At 61.0% G+C, this 21,448-nt stretch carries 11 protein-coding genes and 2 pseudogenes; 4 read left to right on the forward strand and 9 right to left on the reverse strand.

Translation table 11 applies throughout. The features are described from left to right. Nucleotides 1-170 precede the first annotated feature (170 nt). Together ACFLEY_RS39865 and ACFLEY_RS39870 are read left to right on the forward strand one after the other, a co-directional pair. Complete coding sequence (locus tag ACFLEY_RS39865; RefSeq protein WP_171901206.1) at nt 171-320, forward strand: hypothetical protein; 150 nt, start codon at nt 171-173, stop codon at nt 318-320. A 135-nt stretch (nt 321-455) separates the two neighbouring features. Continuing rightward, nucleotides 456-734: an HU family DNA-binding protein gene (locus ACFLEY_RS39870; protein ID WP_060910361.1), complete on the forward strand. Its 279-nt coding sequence runs from the start codon at nt 456-458 to the stop codon at nt 732-734. 197 nt (nt 735-931) lie between these two features. On the opposite strand, the pseudogene ACFLEY_RS39875 reads toward ACFLEY_RS39870, so the two are convergent. The 7 genes and pseudogenes from ACFLEY_RS39875 to glmS form a co-directional block, all read right to left on the reverse strand. Further along, nucleotides 932-4,658 (reverse strand): annotated as a pseudogene (locus ACFLEY_RS39875) (strawberry notch-like NTP hydrolase domain-containing protein); the annotation flags it as partial. 260 nt (nt 4,659-4,918) lie between these two features. Further along, nucleotides 4,919-5,332 carry a hypothetical protein gene (locus tag ACFLEY_RS39880; protein ID WP_060910360.1) on the reverse strand — a complete coding sequence of 138 codons (414 nt, stop codon included), beginning with the start codon at nt 5,330-5,332 and terminating at the stop codon, nt 4,919-4,921. A 98-nt stretch (nt 5,333-5,430) separates the two neighbouring features. After that, nucleotides 5,431-7,566, reverse strand: coding sequence for a ParB/RepB/Spo0J family partition protein (locus ACFLEY_RS39885; protein ID WP_060910359.1), 2,136 nt, complete (start codon nt 7,564-7,566; stop codon nt 5,431-5,433). Nucleotides 7,567-7,815: 249 nt separating this feature from the next. After that, on the reverse strand, nt 7,816-8,790 hold the full coding sequence (locus tag ACFLEY_RS39890) for an ArdC family protein (RefSeq protein WP_396604406.1): 975 nt from the start codon (nt 8,788-8,790) through the stop codon (nt 7,816-7,818). A 100-nt stretch (nt 8,791-8,890) separates the two neighbouring features. Beyond that, nucleotides 8,891-9,390: pseudogene (locus ACFLEY_RS39895) on the reverse strand (DUF932 domain-containing protein); the annotation flags it as partial. 289 nt (nt 9,391-9,679) lie between these two features. Beyond that, nucleotides 9,680-10,279, reverse strand: a complete 600-nt coding sequence (locus ACFLEY_RS39900; RefSeq protein ID WP_129557488.1) for a hypothetical protein — start codon at nt 10,277-10,279, stop codon at nt 9,680-9,682. Between the two features lie 514 nt (nt 10,280-10,793). Next, on the reverse strand, nt 10,794-12,620 hold the full coding sequence (gene glmS, locus ACFLEY_RS39905; RefSeq protein WP_211434221.1) for a glutamine--fructose-6-phosphate transaminase (isomerizing): 1,827 nt from the start codon (nt 12,618-12,620) through the stop codon (nt 10,794-10,796). Nucleotides 12,621-13,952: 1,332 nt separating this feature from the next. Here glmS and gmd point away from each other — a divergent pair. Both gmd and ACFLEY_RS39915 read left to right on the forward strand, forming a co-directional pair. Further along, nucleotides 13,953-15,038: a GDP-mannose 4,6-dehydratase gene (gene gmd, locus ACFLEY_RS39910; protein WP_060910356.1), complete on the forward strand. Its 1,086-nt coding sequence runs from the start codon at nt 13,953-13,955 to the stop codon at nt 15,036-15,038. Continuing rightward, the gene (locus ACFLEY_RS39915) at nt 15,010-16,017 is read left to right on the forward strand and encodes a GDP-L-fucose synthase (protein WP_011084445.1); all 1,008 of its coding nucleotides are present in this window, start codon (nt 15,010-15,012) and stop codon (nt 16,015-16,017) included. The genes gmd and ACFLEY_RS39915 overlap by 29 nt, the downstream gene beginning before the upstream one ends. A gap of 275 nt (nt 16,018-16,292) precedes the next feature. Here ACFLEY_RS39915 and ACFLEY_RS39920 read toward each other — a convergent pair whose 3' ends face one another. Together ACFLEY_RS39920 and ACFLEY_RS39925 are read right to left on the reverse strand one after the other, a co-directional pair. Next, a complete protein-coding gene (locus ACFLEY_RS39920; RefSeq protein WP_060910355.1) occupies nt 16,293-19,409 on the reverse strand; it encodes an efflux RND transporter permease subunit in 3,117 nt (1,038 codons plus the stop codon). A gap of 339 nt (nt 19,410-19,748) precedes the next feature. Beyond that, on the reverse strand, nt 19,749-21,083 hold the full coding sequence (locus ACFLEY_RS39925; protein WP_060909234.1) for an IS5 family transposase: 1,335 nt from the start codon (nt 21,081-21,083) through the stop codon (nt 19,749-19,751). Nucleotides 21,084-21,448 lie beyond the last annotated feature (365 nt).

The raw sequence follows: 21,448 nt of genomic DNA on the forward strand, positions 1-21,448 counted from the left end.
GACATTCAGAAGCGACGGCCGCGAAGGTCACATTCTTCAGGAACCAAATGCAATCTGTCGCCTGATCGTCGGGGCCGGATGTACGCCGTGGCATCACTGGGCCCCGGCTTTCATGCTGGGGTTTTTCGTTTCAGGGAGTTCGAAAGTCCACCACTGCAAGACATTTTGGATTGGCCTTTGAAATCGACCTCGCCGATGCCAAAGACGCGCTACAAAAGAGCCGCGCTAATTATGACGAGCTCGCTCCGGCCATCACCCAGAAGAATGCAGCCAATCGCCGGCTTGCGCGCCAGACCCGTTCCCGAAAGCTGCCGACGTAAGCCGAATCTATGGGATAATTCGCGCATGCGGCCAGGCCGCGTCTTGACGTGGCTGCGATGCGCGCTCCTCTATGCTGATAGCGCCGAGGCTGCGCGCAGCCAATTGCAACCGACATCCCCGAGGAACGTCACACCATGACCACCGCCGCTGAAATCGCCGACGAGATCGCCAAGGCGTACAATCTGCCAAAGGCGCAAGCCAAGGCCATCGTGGACGGTGTCTTCAAGTCTATCGCCGATGCGGCAGCGAGCGACGCTGAAACCAATGTGCCGGGCTTCGGCAAGTTCAAAGTGAAGCACACCCCGGAGCGCGAAGGCCGCAATCCCTCGACTGGCGCGGCGATCAAGATCGCGGCGTCGAGGAAACTGACGTTCGCCCCGGCCAAGGCTCTCAAGGATGCGCTGAACGGCTAAAGGCAGGGGCGCAAGGCCGGGACCCTTGTTAGGCCCCTTGTCCGAGGGTTCTCTATGCGGACCAGCCGTGCCTTGAGGAAGGCGAGCGTGCGGATCGGACCGGTCAACTCGTCGTTGCCGGTCTTCCGGAAGGTGTTGATGGTCGCCACAGTGTCTTCCTTGATCTCTGTTTCCGCGCTCGCACCATCAGCGCTAAAGCCGTCGTCGAGCATGAGGCTCGGTGCCGGAATCTGCACGGCGGCACGCCCCGAGGCGCTCATTGACCAGAGGCACCGCCCGAGCATCGGCGAGATAACCGAGCGCTTGATCCAGCGTCATGGGGTGATTGCGCCGGCGTTCGGTGATCGTGAGCAGCCGGGTGTCCGCACCGGTCGCGGGGTGCGTGTAGATCGGGCGCCGATCGGTGATGATGAAGCTCTCGGCCTGCAGGGTCTCCAGCCCGACATCGTAGACGCCGCTGGCGATGGCGCCCTCAACCTTGGCATTGAGGAGCTCCTCGAACGCCGTGAACAGCACACCTTGCAGATCGATGGTGAGCGCGAGCAGCCGGTTCAGGAACGTCGTGATCGGCGGCAGCTCGTCCTTGATGCCGTTCGCGTCCATGAGCTTCAGGCCCGTGGCGTCCTCGAAGGTCTGAAGCGAGCAGCCTTCGACCTTGCCGCGCACGAGCAGCAGGTAGAGCTGGCGCAGCGCATCGCGGGCGTAGTGGCTCTCGAGATTGTCCTCAGGCCGAAACAGGCCCTGGCCGCCGGTCTGGCGCTGGCCGCGCGTGATGGCACCCAGCGTGTCGAGCCGGCGCGCGATGGTCGAGAGGAAGCGCTTCTCCGCCTTCACGTCGGTCGCAATGGGGCGGAATAGAGGCGGCTGCGCCTGGTTGGTGCGGTTCGTTCGGCCGAGACCCTGGATGGCGGCGTCAGCCTTCCAGCCCGGCTCGAGCAAATAATGGACCCGAAGCCGGCGATTCCGCGCCGAGAGTTCGGCGTGGTAGCTGCGGCCCGTGCCGCCAGCCTCGGAGAAGACAAGCACGCGCTTCAGGTCATCCATGAAGGCGGCGGTCTCTGCGAGATTGGCGGAGGCGGCACGGCTCTCGACGGCAAGGCGGTCACCCCTGCGCACCACGCGTCGCGAACGTCCGGTCACTTCCGCCACGAGGTCGGTGCCGAAACGCTGCACGATCTGGTCGAGCGCGCCGGGAACGGGCGGAAGCGAAGCGAGCCGCTCGATCAGCTCATTACGGCGGGCGACGGCCTCGCGGCTCTCGACCGGCTGGCCATCACGGAAGACCGGCCGCGACGAGAGATTGCCCTCGGCGTCGGTGAAGGGCTCATAGAGCTGCACCGGGAAGGAATGGGCGAGGTAATCCAGCAAGTACTCGCGCGGCGTGATGTCCACGCGCACGTCGTTCCATTCCGCAGGTGGGATTTCGGCAAGCCGGCGTTCCATCAGCGCCTCGCCGGTCGACACGATCTGGATCACAGCGGCATGGCCCTCGGCCAGATCCCGTTCGATCGAGCGGACCAGGGTCGGCGTCTTCATGCTGGTGAGCAGATGGCCGAAAAAACGCTGCTTGGCTGACTCGAAGGCCGAGCGCGCGGCCGACTTCGCCTGGCGGTTGAGCGTGCCAGTCTCGCCAGTGATGTTGGCGGCCTGCATTGCCGCGTCGAGGTGATTGTGGATGACGCTGAAGGCGCCGGCGTAGGCGTCGTAGATGCGCCGCTGCTCGTCGGTGAGCTGGTGCTCGACGAGCTCGTATTCGACGCCATCGTAGGAAAGCGAGCGGGCGGTGTAGAGACCGAGCGAGCGAAGGTCGCGGGAGAGCACCTCCATCGCCGCGACGCCGCCCTCCTCGATCGCCTCGACGAATTCTGCGCGGGTGGCGAACGGAAAATCCTCGCCGCCCCACAAGCCGAGCCGCTGGGCGTAGGCGAGATTGTGGACGGTGGTGGCGCCGGTCGCCGAAACATAGACGATGCGGGCATCTGGCAGCGCATGCTGAAGGCGCAAGCCCGCACGACCCTGCTGCGAGGGCGCGACATCGCCCCGCTCGCCCTTGCCCCCACCGGCATTCTGCATGGCATGGCTCTCGTCAAAGATGATGACGCCGTCGAAGTCGGAGCCCAACCATTGAACAATCTGCCGGACGCGCGAAAGCTTCTCGCCGCGGTCGTCGGACCGCAGCGTAGCGTAGGTTAAAAATAGGACGCCTTCGGCCAAGCGGATGTCGCGCCCTTGAGGGAAGCGCGAGAGCGGCGTGACCAGCATCCGCTCCATGCCGAGCGCCGACCAGTCACGCCGCGCGTCCTCGAGCAGCTTGTCGGACTTCGAGATCCAGAGCGCCCTGCGCCGGCCCAGCAGCCAGTTGTCGAGAATGATGCCGGCGGACTGGCGACCCTTGCCGGCGCCGGTCCCGTCGCCGAGCATAAAACCTCGACGGAAGCGGACGGCGTTCGGCGCATCATCGCGGGCGGCCGCGACGAGGTCGAAGGTCTCGTCTACCGTCCAGGCGCCAGCGAGATAGTCAACATGCGCCTCGCCAGCATAGATGACCGTCTCAAGCTGGGCGTCGGACAGAATGCCATCGCTGACGAGGCTGGCCGGCAGCCGTGGCCGATAGCTCGGCTTCGGCGGCGCGACCGAGGCCATCGCGGCCGACTGCACCAACTTGGTCGGATGCGCCTGCGCACCGTGGATCCGGATCGATTGGAGCCGGTACTCTTCGTAGATGGCATCGCTGAGGCACGCCCCCTCGGGCGGGATCCAGTCGAATGTCTCATACGCGAGGTCGACGGCCTCGGGATCCGCGACCGACGCGCTGACCGACTGCGTGGTGGCCGGCGCGAGATAGCCGCGCACGGTGCGAGGCGCTGACGAGACTGACATGGGAAGCGCGCCGGTTGATGCGACGCTCAGGCGAGGTGGAACGCGTTCGCCGATCCAGCGGAGCAGCGTCGCGACATCGGGCGCCACTCCCGGCGATTCAGGGAACACGTTCGGGTCATCGGCCGGCGCCTTGTCGATAACGGTGAGACGTGTTTCGATGGTGGTGCCGTGCTTGGCATAGACCGCGCCGGCGATCGCGGCGGTGAACACCACGCGGCTGCGTTCCTGCAATCGGACGAAGGCGTCATGCCAGGCTGATGCTTCGGGTGAGAAGTTTGCGCCGGTGATCGTGACCAGCCGACCGCCATCGGCGAGACGCGCCAGCGCCGAGGCGACGTGACGGTACGTAGTGTCGGCCATGCGGCCCGAGACGTTCGCCATCGCCGAGAACGGCGGGTTCATCAGCACGACGCTCGGGACGATGGCGGGATCGAGGTGATCGTCGATCGGGGCGGCGTCGAAGCGTGTGACGGAGCTGGCCGGAAAGAGGGAAGAGAGCAATATGGCCCGGGTCTCGGCCAGTTCGTTCAGCACCAGCTCGCTGCCGGCGATCTCGGCGAGGATGGCGAGCAGCCCCGTGCCTGCGGACGGCTCCAACACTCGATCCGCCGCCGTAATGGCGGCCGCGGTCAGCGCAGCCAGGCCGAGCGGGATCGGGGTCGAGAATTGCTGGAAAATCTCGCTCTCGGCAGAGCGGCACGTGTGGGTCGGCAGAAGCCTCGCGATCTTGTCCAAGGCGGAAAGTCGTGAAGCCGCAGAATCAGCTTTGTGGAAGAGCGCCTTTCCGTATTTGCGCAGGAACAGAACGGTGGCGGCCTCGCAAGCGTCATAGGCCATCTTCCAATTCCAGGCGCCCGTCGCATCGGATGCGCCGAAGGCCGCTTCCATGGCGGCACGTAGAATTGCGGCGTCGATACGTCGACCACGTTCGAGATGCGGCAGGAGTTGCTCAGCCGCAGTGATGATGACGCTGGCGCCCTCGGGAGCGCGAACAGACGAGATCAGCGCGGCCTGATCGGCCGCGATCGAGGAAAGGTCAGTCATGAAAGAAACCTCGGGAGAGCGGGAACGGGCGAGCCGATCGGCGCTCTCTCTGACCGCGTCGGCTCAAACCCGTCCCGGCCGTCCTCTCCCTCTCAGCATCAAGGCCGTGCCCGACATGAGAAACGGCGCCCACCGGGTGGCGGCGCGCCGCGCACAGAGCGTTCGTCAGTATAATGGCTAGGCTTGGCCATCATCAGCGGCGGCGACCGCTTCCGCGAGTTAGCTCGCATCGCCCTCGAAGACGGTGACGATGTATTCCGTCATGACGCAGCTCCCTCGATCGGATCGTTTTCGCGCGCGAGGATGGCCTCGGCCTTCGCGATGGCGGCGTCCGCGCGCCGGCGCCAAAGCTCGACATCCACTGAGCCTTCCTCCGGAGCGTGGATGAGTATCTTGAGCAGACCGAGCAGCAACTCGAAATGGCCTGCCTTGCGCTGGACCTGCTCGCCGAAACGTGAGGGAAACGGCAGGCGCCGGCCGCTATAGGCAGCGTCGCGGCCTTCCCAGGCACCGGTAACATAGGTATCGCCAGACGTTTCAACGTCCGACCTCTTGTCGTCCCAGCCCTCGTCGGCGATCGCAAGATCGCAGGCTTGGTCGAGCGTTTCGGCTTCGTAGGTTCGCTGCCGGCAGATCGGCAAATGATAGGTCGTCTCGATGGTGAAGAAGGGCACGAGAGCCTCCAGAATGCAAAAGCCCGGCTCGCGCCAGGCTTTGGTGTCAATGGCAGTGCAAAGACGCGGGACGGCCGAAGCCGCCCCGCGTGCTCGAGCTATTCGGCCGCGATCATGTGTGGCTCGTCCACTTCATCGGCCGGAGTTTCCTCGTCGTCGTCGGCGAGGAATTCCGGCAGCGCCTCGCCATCGCCCTCGGGCTCCGCGGCGTCGACGGTCGCCGCCTGATCGGAGCCGGTCATCCGCAGGGGCTCGGGCAGCCAGCCGCTCTCGGCCAGGAGGCGTTCGGCCTCCTTGGCCATGTCACCATTCTTCAGATGGTCGATGAGCTGGGCGGCCCGCTCGCCGGCGCCCTCCCTCACCACCTCCAGGATGCGGCGCTTTGGCACCCGACCGAGATAGTTCTCGACGGTCGGCCGCCAACCGGATTGCACCATGTCGAGGTCGACGGCCCGGGCGATGCGATCGGCCTCAGTGATCCGCTGCTCGACGCTGTGCGGCGTGGCGCCGCCGCCGTAGCGGTCGCCCTTCTCGTAGAGCGCGTTGACGCCGAATGAGGCGCAGTGCGCAAAGAGCGCCGCCTGCTCGTCGCCCGTCAGACCGGTGAGCCAGTCCCAGAGATCGACCTTGTCTTTCGGCAGGCACCCCTCCCACGTCTTATGGCGCGCGTCGATCGCCTTGGCCGCTGGCGTGTCCTTCAGCCCTTGCGCCTGCACCGGGAAGCTGGCGTTGCGCACCGAGACCTCCATCGCCGTCCCGTAGGAGGAATAGCGGGAGAAGACGTCGAGGCAGAACTTGTACAGCACCGCCTGGAAAGCGACCGAAGGCGTGATCGCCAGCCTGTCGCGCAGCGCCAAAGTCCGCTCCGCCGTGAGCTCGGTCAGCAGGCGGTCCGGTAGCGGCTTGACCGCATCATCATCCTCGTCCTCTGCCTCCGCGACCTGCCCGCCGATGGTGATGACGGCGCGCTGGATGACCGGCGCTGATGGTTCGGCGCCGTCGAGGGTCGCGGCAGCGGGTTCACTGCCCCTGCCCTGCTCTGGCTCCGTCACGGGCACTTCGTCCTCGGGTCGGACGTAGCCCCGATCAACCAAGAGCTTGCCTTCGGCGTCGATGCCGACGAACACGCCCGCGCGGGCGATGTCGGCAGGCTGATAGATGACGGGTCGATCATTGAAGGCGCCGAGGGCCGTCTCGATTTCGCCAAGTCGCTGGTCTACCTCGTCGGGTAGCTCATCCGCGCCGTCATGCTCGGCTTGGAGCCTGACATATTCGGCCTCGAGCGCCTCGATGGCCGCCTGCTCTTCGGTGGTGAGATAGGCAAGTACGCCGTCCAGCTCGCGCAAGCCGCGAGCATGGCCGTAGGGGAAGTCGATCGCGACCTCGATCCACTTCCAGCCTTCGGCGGCGATCGTTTCCGCCTCTGCCGTCAACTTCTCGGCGACCAGACGGTCGAGCAGAGCGACGTCCTCGAGCCAGCCGCCGTCGTCGGATTGGAACAGGTCGCGCAGCACCACGCCACCGGCCGCCTCGTAGGCGCCGAGGCCGACAAACACGGCTCGCCGGTCGGAGGCGCGCACGGTCTTCTCCGTCAACATGCGGCGGATCTGATAGGGCTCCTTCTGCCAGGAACCGGAGATGGCCTGCCAAACCTGCTCCTGACGGTCATGATCCACGGTGACGGTGAAGGCCATCAACTGCTCGAGCGACATGCCGTCGTCGGCATAGACGTCGAGCAGCGGGGTCGAAACGGAGGCCAGGCGCAAGCGCTGTTTCACCACGTTGACCGAAGTGAAGAAGGCAGCGGCGATGTCCTCTTCGGTACGGCCCTTCTCTCGCAGAGCCTGGAAGGCACGGAACTGGTCGAGGGGGTGCAACGGAGCTCGCTGGACGTTCTCGGCGAGCGAATCTTCCTCAGCGATGCCGCTGTCGCGAACGACGCAGGGCACCGGCGCGGTCTTAGCCAGACGCTTCTGCTTCACCAGCAGCTCCAGCGCGCGATAGCGGCGGCCGCCGGCCGGGATCTCGAACATGCCGGTCTCAGCGCCTTCGGCGTCGAGGACCGGCCGGACGTTGAGGCTCTGAAGCAAGGTACGCCTGGCGATGTCCTCGGCCAGCTCCTCGATGGAGACGCCGGCCTTCACACGCCGGACGTTTGACTGGCTGAGCACCAGCTTGTTGAAGGGAATGTCGCGCGAGGACGACAGCGTGATCTTCTGAACGGCAGTAGCCATAGGTGATACTCCGCGACGGGCCCAAAGTCTCTCTCTGGGTCTCCAACCCGTCACGAAGCGCAGCGTCGCCCTCTTCCTCTCAGGGCGCCACAAACCGATGATCAGGAAAGACGGAAAGGCACGAAGCCGGAGACACGCCGTTCCGCATCTGCGGCTTTCCGGGTGTCAGGTCGCGCGGTCGAGCAGCTTCTTCGCGTGGGCCTCCAGCTGGAGAACGTGATCGCCCAGCATCTTCAGGTCCGCGTCCTGCTACAACGCGCCAGCGACAAGAGGAAAATGAGACTGGTATGCATCCGTCTCGTCGGGGACTGCGGATGAAGTCTGACGCTCCTCAGCAGATACGGGCTGCTGCGTGTGCATCCAGTCGGCGGCCTGCTGCGCCTTGCTGGCGGCAGTAAAGATGGCCCGAGGGTCGTCCTTTAACGCTTCGATCCACGCCGCAATATACGCCGCATGATCGGGACGCGCACAATGGGCTATGCCCAAATCGGCAAGGACAAGCCCGCTGAGAATCTCCACGCAACATTCCTCGGCGGCATAGGCAGCCGAGCCGAACCGACCCGAGAGATCGCGGTCAAGCCGGTGCTTTGCCCCTGAGGCATGGCCGTCCTCATGCAGCCAGACAGCATAGAATGACGCGGCATCGCGGAAGGACGCGAAGTCCGGCATGAATACCGTGTCCGATGACGGGAGGTAGTAAGCCTCGGATCCGCCGAATACAGTCTTGATCCCGAGGTTGGTGATGAAAGCTTCCGCATGCGCCAGGCGCTCGCTCTCTGGAAGGACGTTCGTCGGAGGGCTCTCGTATCCGTCCACCTGAGCGACGTTGAACACCGAGAATGCTCGCGCAATCATCCGCCGGTGGCCGCCATTATCATCGTCATCGCCGTCAGCCGGCTCGGACGGAGCGACCTGCTTCCACAGCACAACAGTAGTAGCGCGTTCGCCCTTGCGCACCTGCGCGCCAGCGTCCCGCCATTGCCGATAGGTGCCCCACAGGCCATCGCTGTAATGGCTGGCCGTGGCTGCGACCCAGAGCGCCACCGTGTTTATGCCCCGGTAGCGTTTGCCCGAAGCGACGTTGATTGGGCGGGCAACACTCGTCCCGTTGTGGAACCACGGCGCACGCCACTGGCGTGCACCTTGCTCGATTGCCGCGATGATCTCGGCGGTGATGCGCGTGTAAACATCGGCACGCGCTCCGGACTGCATCCTGAAAGACATCGTGATAGCTCCTTAGGAGCGACGCGAGCGCACGGGATCGCCACCGCTTGTGGGCGGCGTCACGCTCAACGTCGATGGGAAGGGATCAGTGAAAAGCTGGTGAGACAGCTTGACTGTTTAGATAACGGCCATATTCGGGGCCAGTAGCGGCGCGAAGCTCGACGCGACCATCCTCTATCTCGAGCGTCTTGAGCTACTCGGCTCGATCAGAGCTGAGGCCGAACTGCAGGTTGATGCCAGCGAGCGGCGCCGGAAGCGGAGGTAAGCCGCCGGCGCTCCAACTAAGTCGGCAAGTTGGCCGAAGCTCCAGTGAGTCCGCGCGATCGGCTTTTCGGAATCGGGCAGCAGCAGAGCCAGGCGCTCGGCATCGTCGCGGCCGGCGTCAACCCGGATCGCAGTGCTCTCGAACGTTCGGGTCCGGCTTCGCTCGGTCCGTCTACGCACCGTGGCATAGAGGTCCGACAGGGATAGATAGCGCTCATCCGTTGGCCGCGGGAACCATTCCGACGATACTCGACCGACGCGCTCGCCGCGGGTCACGTCCACCTTGTAGCCGCCGACATGGTCGCGGGCGGGGCTCAGAACTCCGACTTGGGTCATGGGTTATCTCCACGACAGGCACCGGAGGCCTCTCCTCGGTTTTCAACCCGTCATGGCGAAGCCCGTCCGCCCTCTCACTCTAAAGGGGGCGGCCGAGACCGCAGGCTCGGGCGTAGGGGAAGGCTTTCCCCCCAAAGCGCATTTAAGGGCGGAATACGCGACATCCGGGCGTTCGGCGGCCTTGCCGTCTATCGCGACAAAGCGGCCGCGACGAACATGAAGCCCGATCTTTCGAGCAGATGATCAGTGGCCTTCACGGCGAAAGAGACGCAATCCCGATAGTGGACATTCACCAAGTTCGGTGACGAATTTCAACGGCAACGGCGAACTTCAAATTTGTGTGCGTAGCTTCACCGATTTTTGTGCACACGAAATTCAGAGAGAAGTCCAGGTAATCAAGTAGATCTTCTGCGTTGAAGACGACATCGGTCATCCGTGCGATCGACTTGTGGTGATACACATCATTTCGAGCATCACGAACCGTTTTGAATTTCCGCTTGAAGTGATCCAGCGAGAGGCGGTTTGGACCGCGCACGAATCGGGAAGAAAATATGGACCAGTGATCTTCGATCAGGCGCGCTATGTGACTAAGATCGCAAGCCTCGACAAACTGGAACCCGTTTACAAATCCTCCAACGAGATTTCGCTGGAATCGGTCCCCGTCGATGGCGTAGATGATGTCGCCGAGTGAGTGTGCAGCGTCGGATGGTATTGGCACAGTTCCGATCTTCTTTACGGATCGAGCTTTGTTGCCATTTCGCAACTCATCATAGATCTTCCGCCACCACCGCTGGTGATCGTAATGCCGCTCCAGTGTGACGGCCACGGTGGACCGAAAAGCGGTTTCGAACGAATGGAACAGGCCAAACAACTGGGCATGTTCTGCCACCTTTCGGTTGTAAACTTGGAAAAGAGCCGGCCGCCATTCACCGGCGATCCCGGTCGTTTTCCTGCGGATCCGTTCTTCAGCTCGACCAGAGCCGCTTCCATAAGGTACGGACTGACTAGGGAGAGATCGTTCTGAAAAACAGCAACTTGTCCCGGGGTCGGAGTGAATGGCAAATAGTTCTCGAAGAACTTAACCAAGAATTCATACGAAGTATCAGGCATTTAGTCCTTCAACGCTCCCCAAAATGGAACTTGACATCGCCAAGGGAGTTTGCAATACACGCGGCCCTAAGCACTCCGGGAGTGTTGTCGCTTCGGGGACATTCGCTGCCAAAAGCCACGACCTGAGTCTAAACAACTATTTCGTCCGAAAGGGCTCCCTCACGGGAGCCTTTTCCTTTTGTGATCCAATTGTCAATCCGAGAGACCCGCACAGATTGTGCCGAACAGCGCCAGCCCGCGCGCCGAATGGCTCGAGGCCGAGACCTCAATGCTTTGATACTAACACTCCAGCCTCATTCCACCGTGACCGATTTTGCAAGATTACGCGGCTGATCCACGTCCGCCCCCCTTTCGACCGCGGTATGGTAAGCCAAGAGCTGGACCGGAATGGCATAGACCAGCGGCGTAAAGCTTGCGACCATTGCCGGCAGCACGATGGTCAGGAGCGTGTCTACCATCGCTTCAGACGCCCCCTTCGCATCGGTGATCAGGATGATCTTGCCGCCCCGAGCGGCCACCTCTTGCATGTTAGAGACGGTCTTCTCGAAGACCTCGTCGTAAGGCGCGATCACCACCACAGGCACAGCCTCATCGATCAGTGCGATCGGGCCGTGCTTGAGCTCGCCGGCGGCGTAGCCCTCTGAGTGGATATAGGAAATTTCCTTCAACTTGAGCGCGCCCTCCAAGGCCAAGGGGGCCGATGTGCCACGACCGAGATAGAGTACTGTCCTCGCGCCGGCGATATAACGCGCGAGCTTCTCAATCTGGGGCTCGACCAACAGGGCCGCAGCAATCAATCGCGGCACCTCAATGAGCTCGCGCACGAGCTGCGATTCATCGATTTCAGACAGCTTACCCCGCTCCTTAGCTGCTCTGACGGCAAGCACCCCCAATACCATCAGCTGGCAGATAAATGCCTTGGTGGAAGCGACGCCGATTTCTGGCCCTGCCAGGGTAGGCAAAACGGATTCGCTCTCGCGCGCAATCGTCGACGTCGGTACATTAACCACAGATATCGTATGCAAGCCCTTGCCCTTGGCGTATCGCAAGGCAGCTAATGTGTCAGCGGTTTCGCCCGATTGCGAGATGACTATTGCGAGATCGCCCCGGCGCAGAGGCGCCTCCCTGTAGCGGAATTCAGAGGCTACATCGACGTCGCAAGGCAAACGCGCGAGCCTCTCGAACCAGTATTTGGCGATGTGCCCAGCGTAGCTAGCCGTGCCGCACGCAGTAATTGAAATGCGCTGAATGCAATTAAAGTCGAAGGGCAACGCGAGCGGCAGGGCGACGCGTTTGGCCACCACATCGAGATAATGCGCCAATGTCTTGCCGGCCACTGTCGGCTGCTCGTGAATTTCTTTGGCCATGAAGTGGCGGTAATTCGCTTTGTCAACAAGGAGCGCTGATACGCCAGATTTTGTTGTTTCCCGCTGGACGATAGAGCCGTCTGCACCATAAATCACGCACGTTGCGCGCGTAAGCACGGCCCAGTCGCCGTCTTCAAGGTAGGTGACGGTGTCGGTCAAAGGTGCGAGCGCAATTGCGTCCGATCCTAGATACACTTCGCCGCGACCATGTCCGATCGCGAGCGGCGAGCCCTTGCAAGCACCGATCAAAAGATCGTCGTTCGCTTTGAAAAGGAATGCCAACGCGAAGGCACCACGCAGTCGCGGCAGTGACGCCTGTACCGCATCCTGCGGCGAGTAGCCATTCTTGAGATAGGAATCGACGAGATGCGCCACTACCTCGGTGTCCGTCTCCGAGTTAAAGCCGGCTCCATTCCGCTCCAACTCGGCTCGCAGCTCGCGGAAATTCTCAATGATCCCGTTATGAACGACCGCGACATTCTCCGTCGCATGCGGATGAGCATTGCTTTCGGTCGGCTTTCCATGAGTCGCCCAGCGGGTGTGACCGATGCCAGCATGCCCCGACGGCGGACAATAGCGCAGCTGCTCCTCAAGGTTCCTCAGCTTACCTTCGGCGCGGCGGCGCTCGATCCGGACTCCTTCGAGAGTTGCGAGGCCCGCGGAATCGTAGCCACGATATTCCAATCGCCTGAGCGACGCGACCAACTTATCAACGACCGGACCACGGCCCAAAATGCCAACAATTCCACACATATCAATCCATGCAGCCCAGCTTCAAGAAGTCTGACGTTCCTCCAACAGGAGCACCGTCGCAAACTTCGTTTGCCCAAAGGTAACAGGTTTAGGTTCGGGATTTTCAGCGGGCGCCTTTATCACCGCCGCATTCTCTGGCCTCATTTAGATCTCCCGGCCATCATCGCTTCGCCCAGCTAGATTCCGCTTTTGGCTGGCCGATCGAAGAAACACTGCGATGCCATCGCCATTGGCGTGACTGCCTGAAGCAGAATCAGATGCGCTAGTGCGCCTGCACGGCGCATCCAAGTCCGCCCAAACAGGCTCGCTCGACGGCCTCACTAACTGTCGCCGGCGCAACAAGCCGCTGCCAAGATGTATCAAATAGTCTCGCTCCATAGATTGAGGGCATTCGAACAGAACGGAAAGCCAATTATCCTACGGTGAAGCAGGTTATCTTGCTTGGCTCACTCTCACCGAGGAGCCATTTCAGGACGCAGTTTGTGTTCTCAGAAGAAGCGAGAAGCGATGCCAGCTTGCCGGGCACGGTCAATATGGCAACAACTGAGTCCTCGCGTCTCACTAATCATTCTCCCGGGCGAGTGACGCTTCGTCTGGGCTTCGCTCCATTTCAGACAGAAAGATGAGATCTGCCCACGTTCCGCATAGTCCCTGCTCATCTCTTTGCGCAGCTGCTCCCGACTTGCTGGAAACACACTTGCGATGAGGGTTTAAGAGACTTTTCATGATTGGACAGAGGCAACTTATGCCCGGTCAAGTTAGAGGACTGGCATCAAAGCTCCATTGTACGAACGTAAGATTTCGATATCGAAACGTTACAAAGTCTATACCAACGTTTGCCTTTCTTTCTCATTCTGTTTTGCGTCAGGCCGTCCATTGCGTACCCGCAATTAGCAAAGCGGCGCTGATTATGAGCCGCGAAGGCTGCGTCTTCTAGTCGGAAGTCTCACCACGTCACTCTTCCGCGCCATGAGGGACCAAACGGAAAACATACCTGCGCGCGTGGAAAGATAAGGACCCCAGAAATATCGCGAGGAGGCAAAGCGCCCCCGAGCGCGTCTAACAGGGCCTACCATCCATCCCGCCTGCTTGGGATCGTCGCCGTTGCGAGGGTTCGCTCGACTTTCATCTTTGAAGCTCATGCGCCGGCATCATTCAGTCCACCTAAATCAATGTATATGGTGTGTTTTCCTGAGTCCGGTGTATGACTTGGCTTGCCGAGCGTATCCTTTAATTGCGATGGAGCGCGCATCCGCATATCGATCTTTTCGAGAAGCGGCTTCGCAATGATTTCTCAGAGTGCAGCTCTTTCCGGTGCAACTAAGGAAGACCATGACGGTTCGCAACTCAAAGGGGCGTGTCGCTCTCATCACCGGCGTGACCGGGCAGGACGGTGCCTATCTCGCCGAGCATCTGCTGTCTCTTGGCTATGTCGTGCACGGCATCAAGCGGCGCTCGTCCTCGTTCAACACCGCGCGGGTCGATCACCTCTATCAGGACCTGCATGCCGGCAACGTGCCGTTCCTGATGCATTATGGCGACATGACGGATTCGACCAATCTGATCCGCCTGGTGCAGCAGATCCGGCCGACCGAGATCTACAATCTCGCAGCTCAAAGCCATGTCGCCGTCAGCTTCGAGAGCCCGGAATACACCGCCAACGCCGACGCCATCGGCGTGCTACGCCTGTTGGAGGCGATCCGCATCCTCGGCATGGAAAAGGAGACGCGGTTCTACCAGGCCTCCACCTCCGAGCTCTATGGCCTGGTGCAGGAGATCCCGCAGACGGAGACGACGCCGTTCTATCCGCGCTCGCCCTATGGCGTCGCAAAACTCTACGGCTACTGGATCACGGTGAACTACCGCGAAGCCTACGGCATGTTCGCCAGCAACGGCATCCTGTTCAACCATGAGAGCCCGATCCGCGGCGAGACCTTCGTCACCCGCAAGATCACCCGCGGCGTCGCCCGTATCGAGGTCGGGTTGGAACAGACGCTCTATCTGGGCAATCTCGAGGCCAAGCGCGACTGGGGCCATGCCAGGGACTATGTCGAGGGCATGCACAGGATCCTGCAGGCCGACAAGCCCGACGACTTCGTGCTCGCCACCGGCGAGATGCGCTCGGTGCGCGAGATGGTCGAGCTGTCCTTTGCGCATGTCGGCCGTCGCATCGCCTGGCGCGGCAAGGGCGTCGAGGAGACCGGCGTCGACGAGACGAGCGGCAAGATTGTGGTGAAGATCGATCCGACCTATTTCCGTCCGACCGAGGTCGATCTTCTCGTCGGCGACGCCAGCAAGGCGCGCGAGGTGCTCGGCTGGACGCCGAAGCGCAGCTTTGCCCAGCTCGTCGAGGAGATGATGACGAGCGATCTGGCGGAGACAAAACGGGATGCGGCCAGTGGCAAACGCACCGTTTGAGCTGAGGGGCAAGAGCGTCTACGTCGCCGGCCATCGCGGCATGGTCGGAGCCGCGCTGGTGCGCCGGCTGGCACGGGAGGAGGTGCGGCTCGTCACGGTCGACCGGCGCGAGGTCGATCTCTGCAACCAGGCCGCCGTGTTCGACTGGTTCGCCAGGACGCGGCCGCAAGTGATCTTCCTCGCCGCGGCCAAGGTCGGCGGCATCGTCGCCAACAACACGCTGCGCGCCGAGTTCATCTACGACAACATCGCGATTGCGGCGAACGTGATCCAGGCCGCGCATCAGAACGGCGCCGAGAAGCTAATGTTTCTGGGCTCGTCCTGCATCTATCCGAAGCTGGCGCCGCAGCCGCTGCGCGAGGATTCCGTGCTCACCGGTCCGCTGGAGCCGACCAACGAGCCCTATGCGATCGCCAAGATCGCCGGCATCAAGATGGCGGAGGCCTATCGCAGCCAGTATGGCAGCGACTTCATCAGCGTGATGCCGACCAATCTGTACGGCCCCGGCGACAATTATCACCCCGAGCTGAGCCACGTCGTCGCCGCGCTGATCCGCCGCTTCCACGAGGCGAAGGTTTCGGGAGCGAAGCGCGTCATCGTGTGGGGCACCGGCACGCCCCGGCGCGAGTTCCTCTATGTCGACGACATGGCGGATGCCTGCGTGCACCTGATGAAGACCTATTCGTCGCCGGAACCGGTCAATATCGGCACCGGCGAGGACATCACCATCGCCGATTTAGCACTGATGGTCGCGGCCGCCGTCGGCTTTCGCGGTGAAATCAGCTTGGATACGTCGCGCCCGGACGGAACGCCGCGCAAGCTGCTGGATGTTAGTCGGCTGTCCAGACTCGGCTGGCGAGCCACCACCTCGCTCACGGAAGGCATTCAGCTGGCATACCGGGTGTTTTGCGCTGAGAGAGACGGACGGCTCCAGAGTGATCTGCTCGTTCTCGACAAGGCAGCCTGCATCACCGGCTAGATCATATCGAGCAATGTTCCGAAGGGGCTGAGCCTTGCGATGATCTGTCAGCCCTCCTTTTTGATCAAGAGAGGCACCGATTCTCCTTTGGTCGAGCTTGGGCGTCAGGTCTCCGTGAATACCCGGCGCCGCTTTAACCTGGGGCGGCAGCGGCGGATCTCCGACTGTTAACCGCCGAAAAGATGCGCCCAGTTTGGCACCAAGCACGCGAAGTTCTCGATGTGTAAAGAACCGTGAAGTGGTCCTAAGCTCCTTCGCGCGTCACACTAGCAAACCTAGATGATTTGATGGTCATGCTTTGTTACCTCGGCATCAGCAGCGCTGGTGAAGTCGCGCTCGGCGAGGTTCGCGCGGACGACACCCCCATTACCACGGTGATCGGACGCGATCGCGACATAGACCGCCGGGAGCACGAATAGCGTGATCAGCGTGCCCACAGACATGCCAGCGGCGAGAACGAGTCCGATCGAGAACCGGCTCGCGGCGCCAGCTCCCGTTGCCGTCAACAAGGGTATGAAGCCCGTGACCATTGCCGCCGTGGTCATCAAGATTGGGCGCAGTCGGACACGCGCCGCCATCTCTATAGCCGAGCGACGGTCAAATCTCTCCTTGAACTGCAGCTCATTGGCGAACTCAACCATTAGGATGCCGTGCTTTGAAATCAACCCGACCAGTGTCAACAGTCCAACCTGGGTGTAGATGTTCATGGTCGCCCAGCCGAGGAACGGCGGAATCAAGGCGCCGACCATTGCCATCGGCACGCTGATCATGATGATGAGCGGATCGCGCAGACTTTCGAACTGCGCCGAAAGCACTAAGAATATGATGATGAGGGCAAATGCAAAGGTAATCGCCAATTGATTACCCTCGTGCACGTACTGGCGGGCGTCGGCCAGGAAGTCGTAACTGAAGCCTGGGGGCAGTTTCTCCGCCTCGGCTTTTAGGAAATCCACGGCCTGTTCGATCGTGACGCCGGGCATCGGCACGGCCTGAAAGGTCGCGCAGTTGAGCTGGTTGTAGTGGGTGAGCGCATTCGGATCGGTCGCAGTCTCGGTGGAGACTACGGTAGACAGCGGAAGCATCGATCCCGTCGCAGTCTTCACATAATAGCTTCCGATTGATTGCGGCACTAGCCGTTCCTCTCGCGGCACCTGCGGGATCACCTCGTAGGAGCGGCCCTGCAGATTGAAGCGGTTGACGTAATTTCCCCCAAGTAAGGTGGCGAGCGCGTTACCGACGGTCTGCATGGTGATGCCAAGCTCGTTAGCCTTCGATCGATCAACCTTGATTCGTACCACCGGCTGGTTGAACTCGAGGTCGGAGTCGCTCACCATGAAGAGGCCGCTCTTCTGCGCGGCATCCTTCAACTTTGACATCTGCTCGTGGATCGATTGAAAGCCAAGAGTCGAATTGATCACCATCTGGACTGGTAGGCCACCAGAACCGCCCGGCAGCGGAGGCAAGCTAAAGGCAAACGCGTTGATGCCTTCGATTTTGGATAGCTCGGCCTGAACAAGCGACTTTAGTACAATCGATGATCGCTTGCGTTCGTCCCAAGGCTTGAGCAACATGCCGGCCATGCCACTCTGCTGGCCGCCAATGCCATTGAACACGAAGCTCAAGTCAGTCTCTGGAACTTTTTTCAACGCGCTTTCAAGCTTGGTGCCATAATAGTCGAGGTAGTCGATATTGGCGTATTTCGGCGCCTTAGTTAGCGCGAATATGATACCTTGATCCTCCTCCGGCGCTAGTTCCTTGGAAATATGCATATAGAGAAAGCCGACAAGTCCCAACATGGTCAGCGCAAATAGGCCGGTAATTGGGCGATAGTCGAGCGAACGGTCGAGCTTGCGGCCGTACCATCGTGTTACGGCACCGAACCCGCGGTTCACAAACCTTGCAAATCGTCCCCCCTTGGCGCGCCTCAGGAAGAGAGAGCACATCATGGGCGACAGCGTCAAAGCGACCACACCGGACACGATCACCGCTCCTGCCAGCGTGAACGCGAATTCGCGGAACAGGCCACCGGTGAGGCCGCCAAGGAATCCGATCGGGGCATATACCGCAGCCAAGGTAATCGTCATGGAGATAACCGGACCGACGATCTCGCGCGCGCCCCTTGTAGCAGCCTGTAGCGGAGCCGCTCCTTCTTCTAAATGGCGATGAATATTCTCCACCACCACGATTGCGTCGTCGACCACGAGGCCGATCGCGAGAACCATCGCAAGGAGCGTCAGGAGGTTGAATGAGAACCCCAGCGCCAGCATCATGCTGCAGACACCAACGAGAGACAACGGAATAGTAACCACAGGAATGATGACAGACCGCAGCGAGGCCAGGAAAAGAAAGATCACGACGACCACAACCACGACGGCCTCAATGAGCGTCTTCTTCACTTCGTCGATCGATGATTGAATAAACTTGGATGAGTCGTAGGCCACTTTCATCTTCAGCGGCGGCGGCAGGTTACGCTCCATTTCAGGAAACAGCGCCCGAACGCCTCGCACTATGTTTAGCGGATTGCCTTCCGGGCTCGCTTGCACGCCGACAAAGACCGCGTGGTCGCCGTTCATCGTGACGGTAGTGTCCGTCATCTGCGCGGCAAGTTCGACTACCGCAATGTCTTCCATGCGCACAAAGCCACCGTCATTCGACTTGACAATCATACGCTTGAAATCGTCAACACTCCGCAAATCCGTATTTGCTGTGACATCGGAGATAGTGAAATAGCCCTTGGTCTGGCCTGCCGCAGCCTGGAAGTTGTTAGCTGCGATTGCAGCCGAAACTTCAGCCGGCGATATGCCATGCCCAGCCATTTTCGCAGGGTCTAGCCATAGCCGCATCGCAAAACTCTGGCCGCCTAGGATGTCAGCCGCTGAAACGCCGTCGACGGTTGAGATAACCGGTTGCACGACGCGCGTGAGGTAGTCGGTGATCGCACTGGCCGCTAGCTCATCGCTGGAGAAAGCGATATACATGACAGCATTCGTCTGACCGCTCGACTTCGTGACGACTGGATCGTTTGATTCCTTCGGGATCAGGTATTTGACTGAGTTGACCTTGGAGAGCACCTCCGTGAGCGCTTCGTTTGGATTGAAGTTCAGCTTGATGTAAACTTGAATAGTCGAGACACCAAGCATAGACGAGGAACTGTAGTAGTCGACGCCTTCGGCGGACGCGACTGCTTGCTCCAGGGGAGTGGTGATGAACCCCTGGATCATTTCGGCCGAGGCGCCAGGATAGGCAGTCGTGATATTGATGACCGTATTGGTTAGCTTCGGATATTGCCGGATCGGCAGTAGGACCGCGGCGCGCAAGCCGATCAGCAAGATCAGGAAACTCACGACGATTGACAATACCGGACGTTTGATGAAAAGCGCGGTAAATGTCATGTCAACTCGTATTCGGAATTGGGATGTAAATCTGCCACCAACTTTAAGGCAATGGTCAGCAATGCGGCGACTGTGCTAGAGCCCCCGCTGTAGAGCTCGTGCCCTTTTTGCGTTTATCGGCGAAAGGCCCGACAAGAATAGTTGATTAGAACGCAACGACTTCTAGCCGGGCATTAGTTCAGGCTTCGCACTTCGACATCGGAATTACAAACGACCTGACCGGTACTCAACTCTACAAAGGTAAGTGAGTGATATAGCATCGGCTGCAAAGCACTATACCAAGGTTTATCGAGTTCGCCGCTGATCAGTCCTCCGTGAAGAACGCGGACGAGCGCTGATTTAAGCGATCTTTTGAGCCGGGACAGTTTCGGCGAAGGCGCGGATGATGGCACGCAAGAGTTCTGCGAGCCATCGCAGGAGCAGGCCGAAGTTGTAGCCGGCCGCGGCGAGGACGGCGTTGATGCGGTCACCGACGCTGCCTTTGAGATAGTTGCGGTCCATGCGGTGCTCGGCCTTGACGTGACCGATGACGGGTTCGACAGCCGCGCGACGCTTCATCTCGCTCCGGATGGAAGCCGTGACGCGGCGAACCTGACCCGAGATCCAGACCCTGAACCGGTGCGGGTAGTTGTGGCCACGGTACCCTTTGTCGACGTGGATACGACGAGCCTCCACGCCGGTGAGCTTCTCCATGTCGGCGACCACGGGGCCGAGCGTGTGGCCGTCAAAGGGATTGCCGTGCAGCGCCTTGGTATGGAGCACGAACTGTCCACCCTTCGGGGACGTCACGGGGGTGGCGATACTGACCTTGCAGCCGAACTCGTAAGGCGCGCGGGCTTTGCCCTTGCCGATGCACTCGACCTCCGGCGCATGCAACGCATAGACCTTGGGGCCGCGCTGATGCTGATCCTGGCTGCGCACCCGCTGCGCCAGATCGAGCAGCGGGCCGAAGCGCGCTTCCAGCGCCGCATCGCCATCAATCTTGCGGCGGATGTCGCGGATGATCCGGCCAAGCCGCGTCCGCAGGAACTTGAGTTGGCGCCGGGCGCGCTTGAACTGGTGAGCGTGGGTATAGCGGCCGACCATGATGGCGGCGCGCTTGGCCAGGCGCAGATAGCTCTGGCGCAGCGGCACACGGTTGCGCTTGGCAAGCCCGACGAGCTTGGTGATGGCCCGATGCATCAGCCGCGCGTCGGTCGGATGGGCAACGGCCTTGGGCTGCACCGTGGTATCGACCACCACTCGCTCCAGGTCCTTGGGACCGATGGCGCCAGTCTTGTGTGCCACCGACAGACTTTCCTGGATCAACGCGACGAGCTGCTCCTCGCCGAGCCGCTGGCGCCAGCGCGTCATCGACGATCGATCGAACGGCAGCCGGTGGCAGAAGCTTAACTCGCCGCAGAAGTATTGGTAATAAGGGTTCTCGATCCAGCGGGCGCACAGCACCTCATCCGAGAGATTGTGCATGTGCTTCAGAATGAACAGGCCGGCGACAAGCCGCGTCGGTAGGCCAGGCTGCCCCGGCCCGGTTTGGCACACCGAACCAAAGCGGTCATCCAGAAACTTCCAGTCGATCAGCGCCGCCAACCGCACCAGCGGGTGGCCCATGTCGATGATTTGATCGAGCGCCGGAAGCAACAGGTCTTTCTGGCGATCATCCCGCGGTTTGCTCATCGCCGTCCCCAATGCCGATGACCCGTCCGTCAGGGAATCACGAATCGCTCGAAAGCAAAATCCCAAAACGCAAGAAACCGCGGCCCAACACCCGGCTTTCCTGCAAAATCGAATACTTTATCGAGACAACTTCTGCCTATCTCTCAGGCCGATCTGCATTCTTCACGGACGACTGATCACCGTCGCAAGACTTGCGGAGTTGCTAAACACAAATTCTTAGCCCCGCATATTCAGTGCGCGCCCGCTATCGCTTCGCTAACTCGCCGAACAAAGGGTCTCGGGGCTTGCCCTCTGCTGCCAGTTCGATATGCCTCTCGGAACAGTGCTTTGAGCGTTTCTGTCAGCTCAATAAGCTGCGCTCTGGC

This window comes from Bradyrhizobium sp. YCK136, from assembly GCF_044570075.1.
Taxonomy (GTDB): Bacteria; Pseudomonadota; Alphaproteobacteria; order Rhizobiales; family Xanthobacteraceae; genus Bradyrhizobium; species Bradyrhizobium diazoefficiens.

Coding starts and splice junctions, on each gene's coding strand:
- ACFLEY_RS39920 (WP_060910355.1), bottom strand. CDS start 19,409: ATGACATTTACCGCGCTTTTCATCAAACGTCCGGTATTGTCAATCGTC.
- ACFLEY_RS39870 (WP_060910361.1), top strand. CDS start 456: ATGACCACCGCCGCTGAAATCGCCGACGAGATCGCCAAGGCGTACAAT.
- ACFLEY_RS39915 (WP_011084445.1), top strand. CDS start 15,010: ATGCGGCCAGTGGCAAACGCACCGTTTGAGCTGAGGGGCAAGAGCGTC.
- glmS (WP_211434221.1), bottom strand. CDS start 12,620: ATGTGTGGAATTGTTGGCATTTTGGGCCGTGGTCCGGTCGTTGATAAG.
- gmd (WP_060910356.1), top strand. CDS start 13,953: ATGACGGTTCGCAACTCAAAGGGGCGTGTCGCTCTCATCACCGGCGTG.
- ACFLEY_RS39890 (WP_396604406.1), bottom strand. CDS start 8,790: ATGTCTTTCAGGATGCAGTCCGGAGCGCGTGCCGATGTTTACACGCGC.
- ACFLEY_RS39885 (WP_060910359.1), bottom strand. CDS start 7,566: ATGGCTACTGCCGTTCAGAAGATCACGCTGTCGTCCTCGCGCGACATT.
- ACFLEY_RS39925 (WP_060909234.1), bottom strand. CDS start 21,083: ATGAGCAAACCGCGGGATGATCGCCAGAAAGACCTGTTGCTTCCGGCG.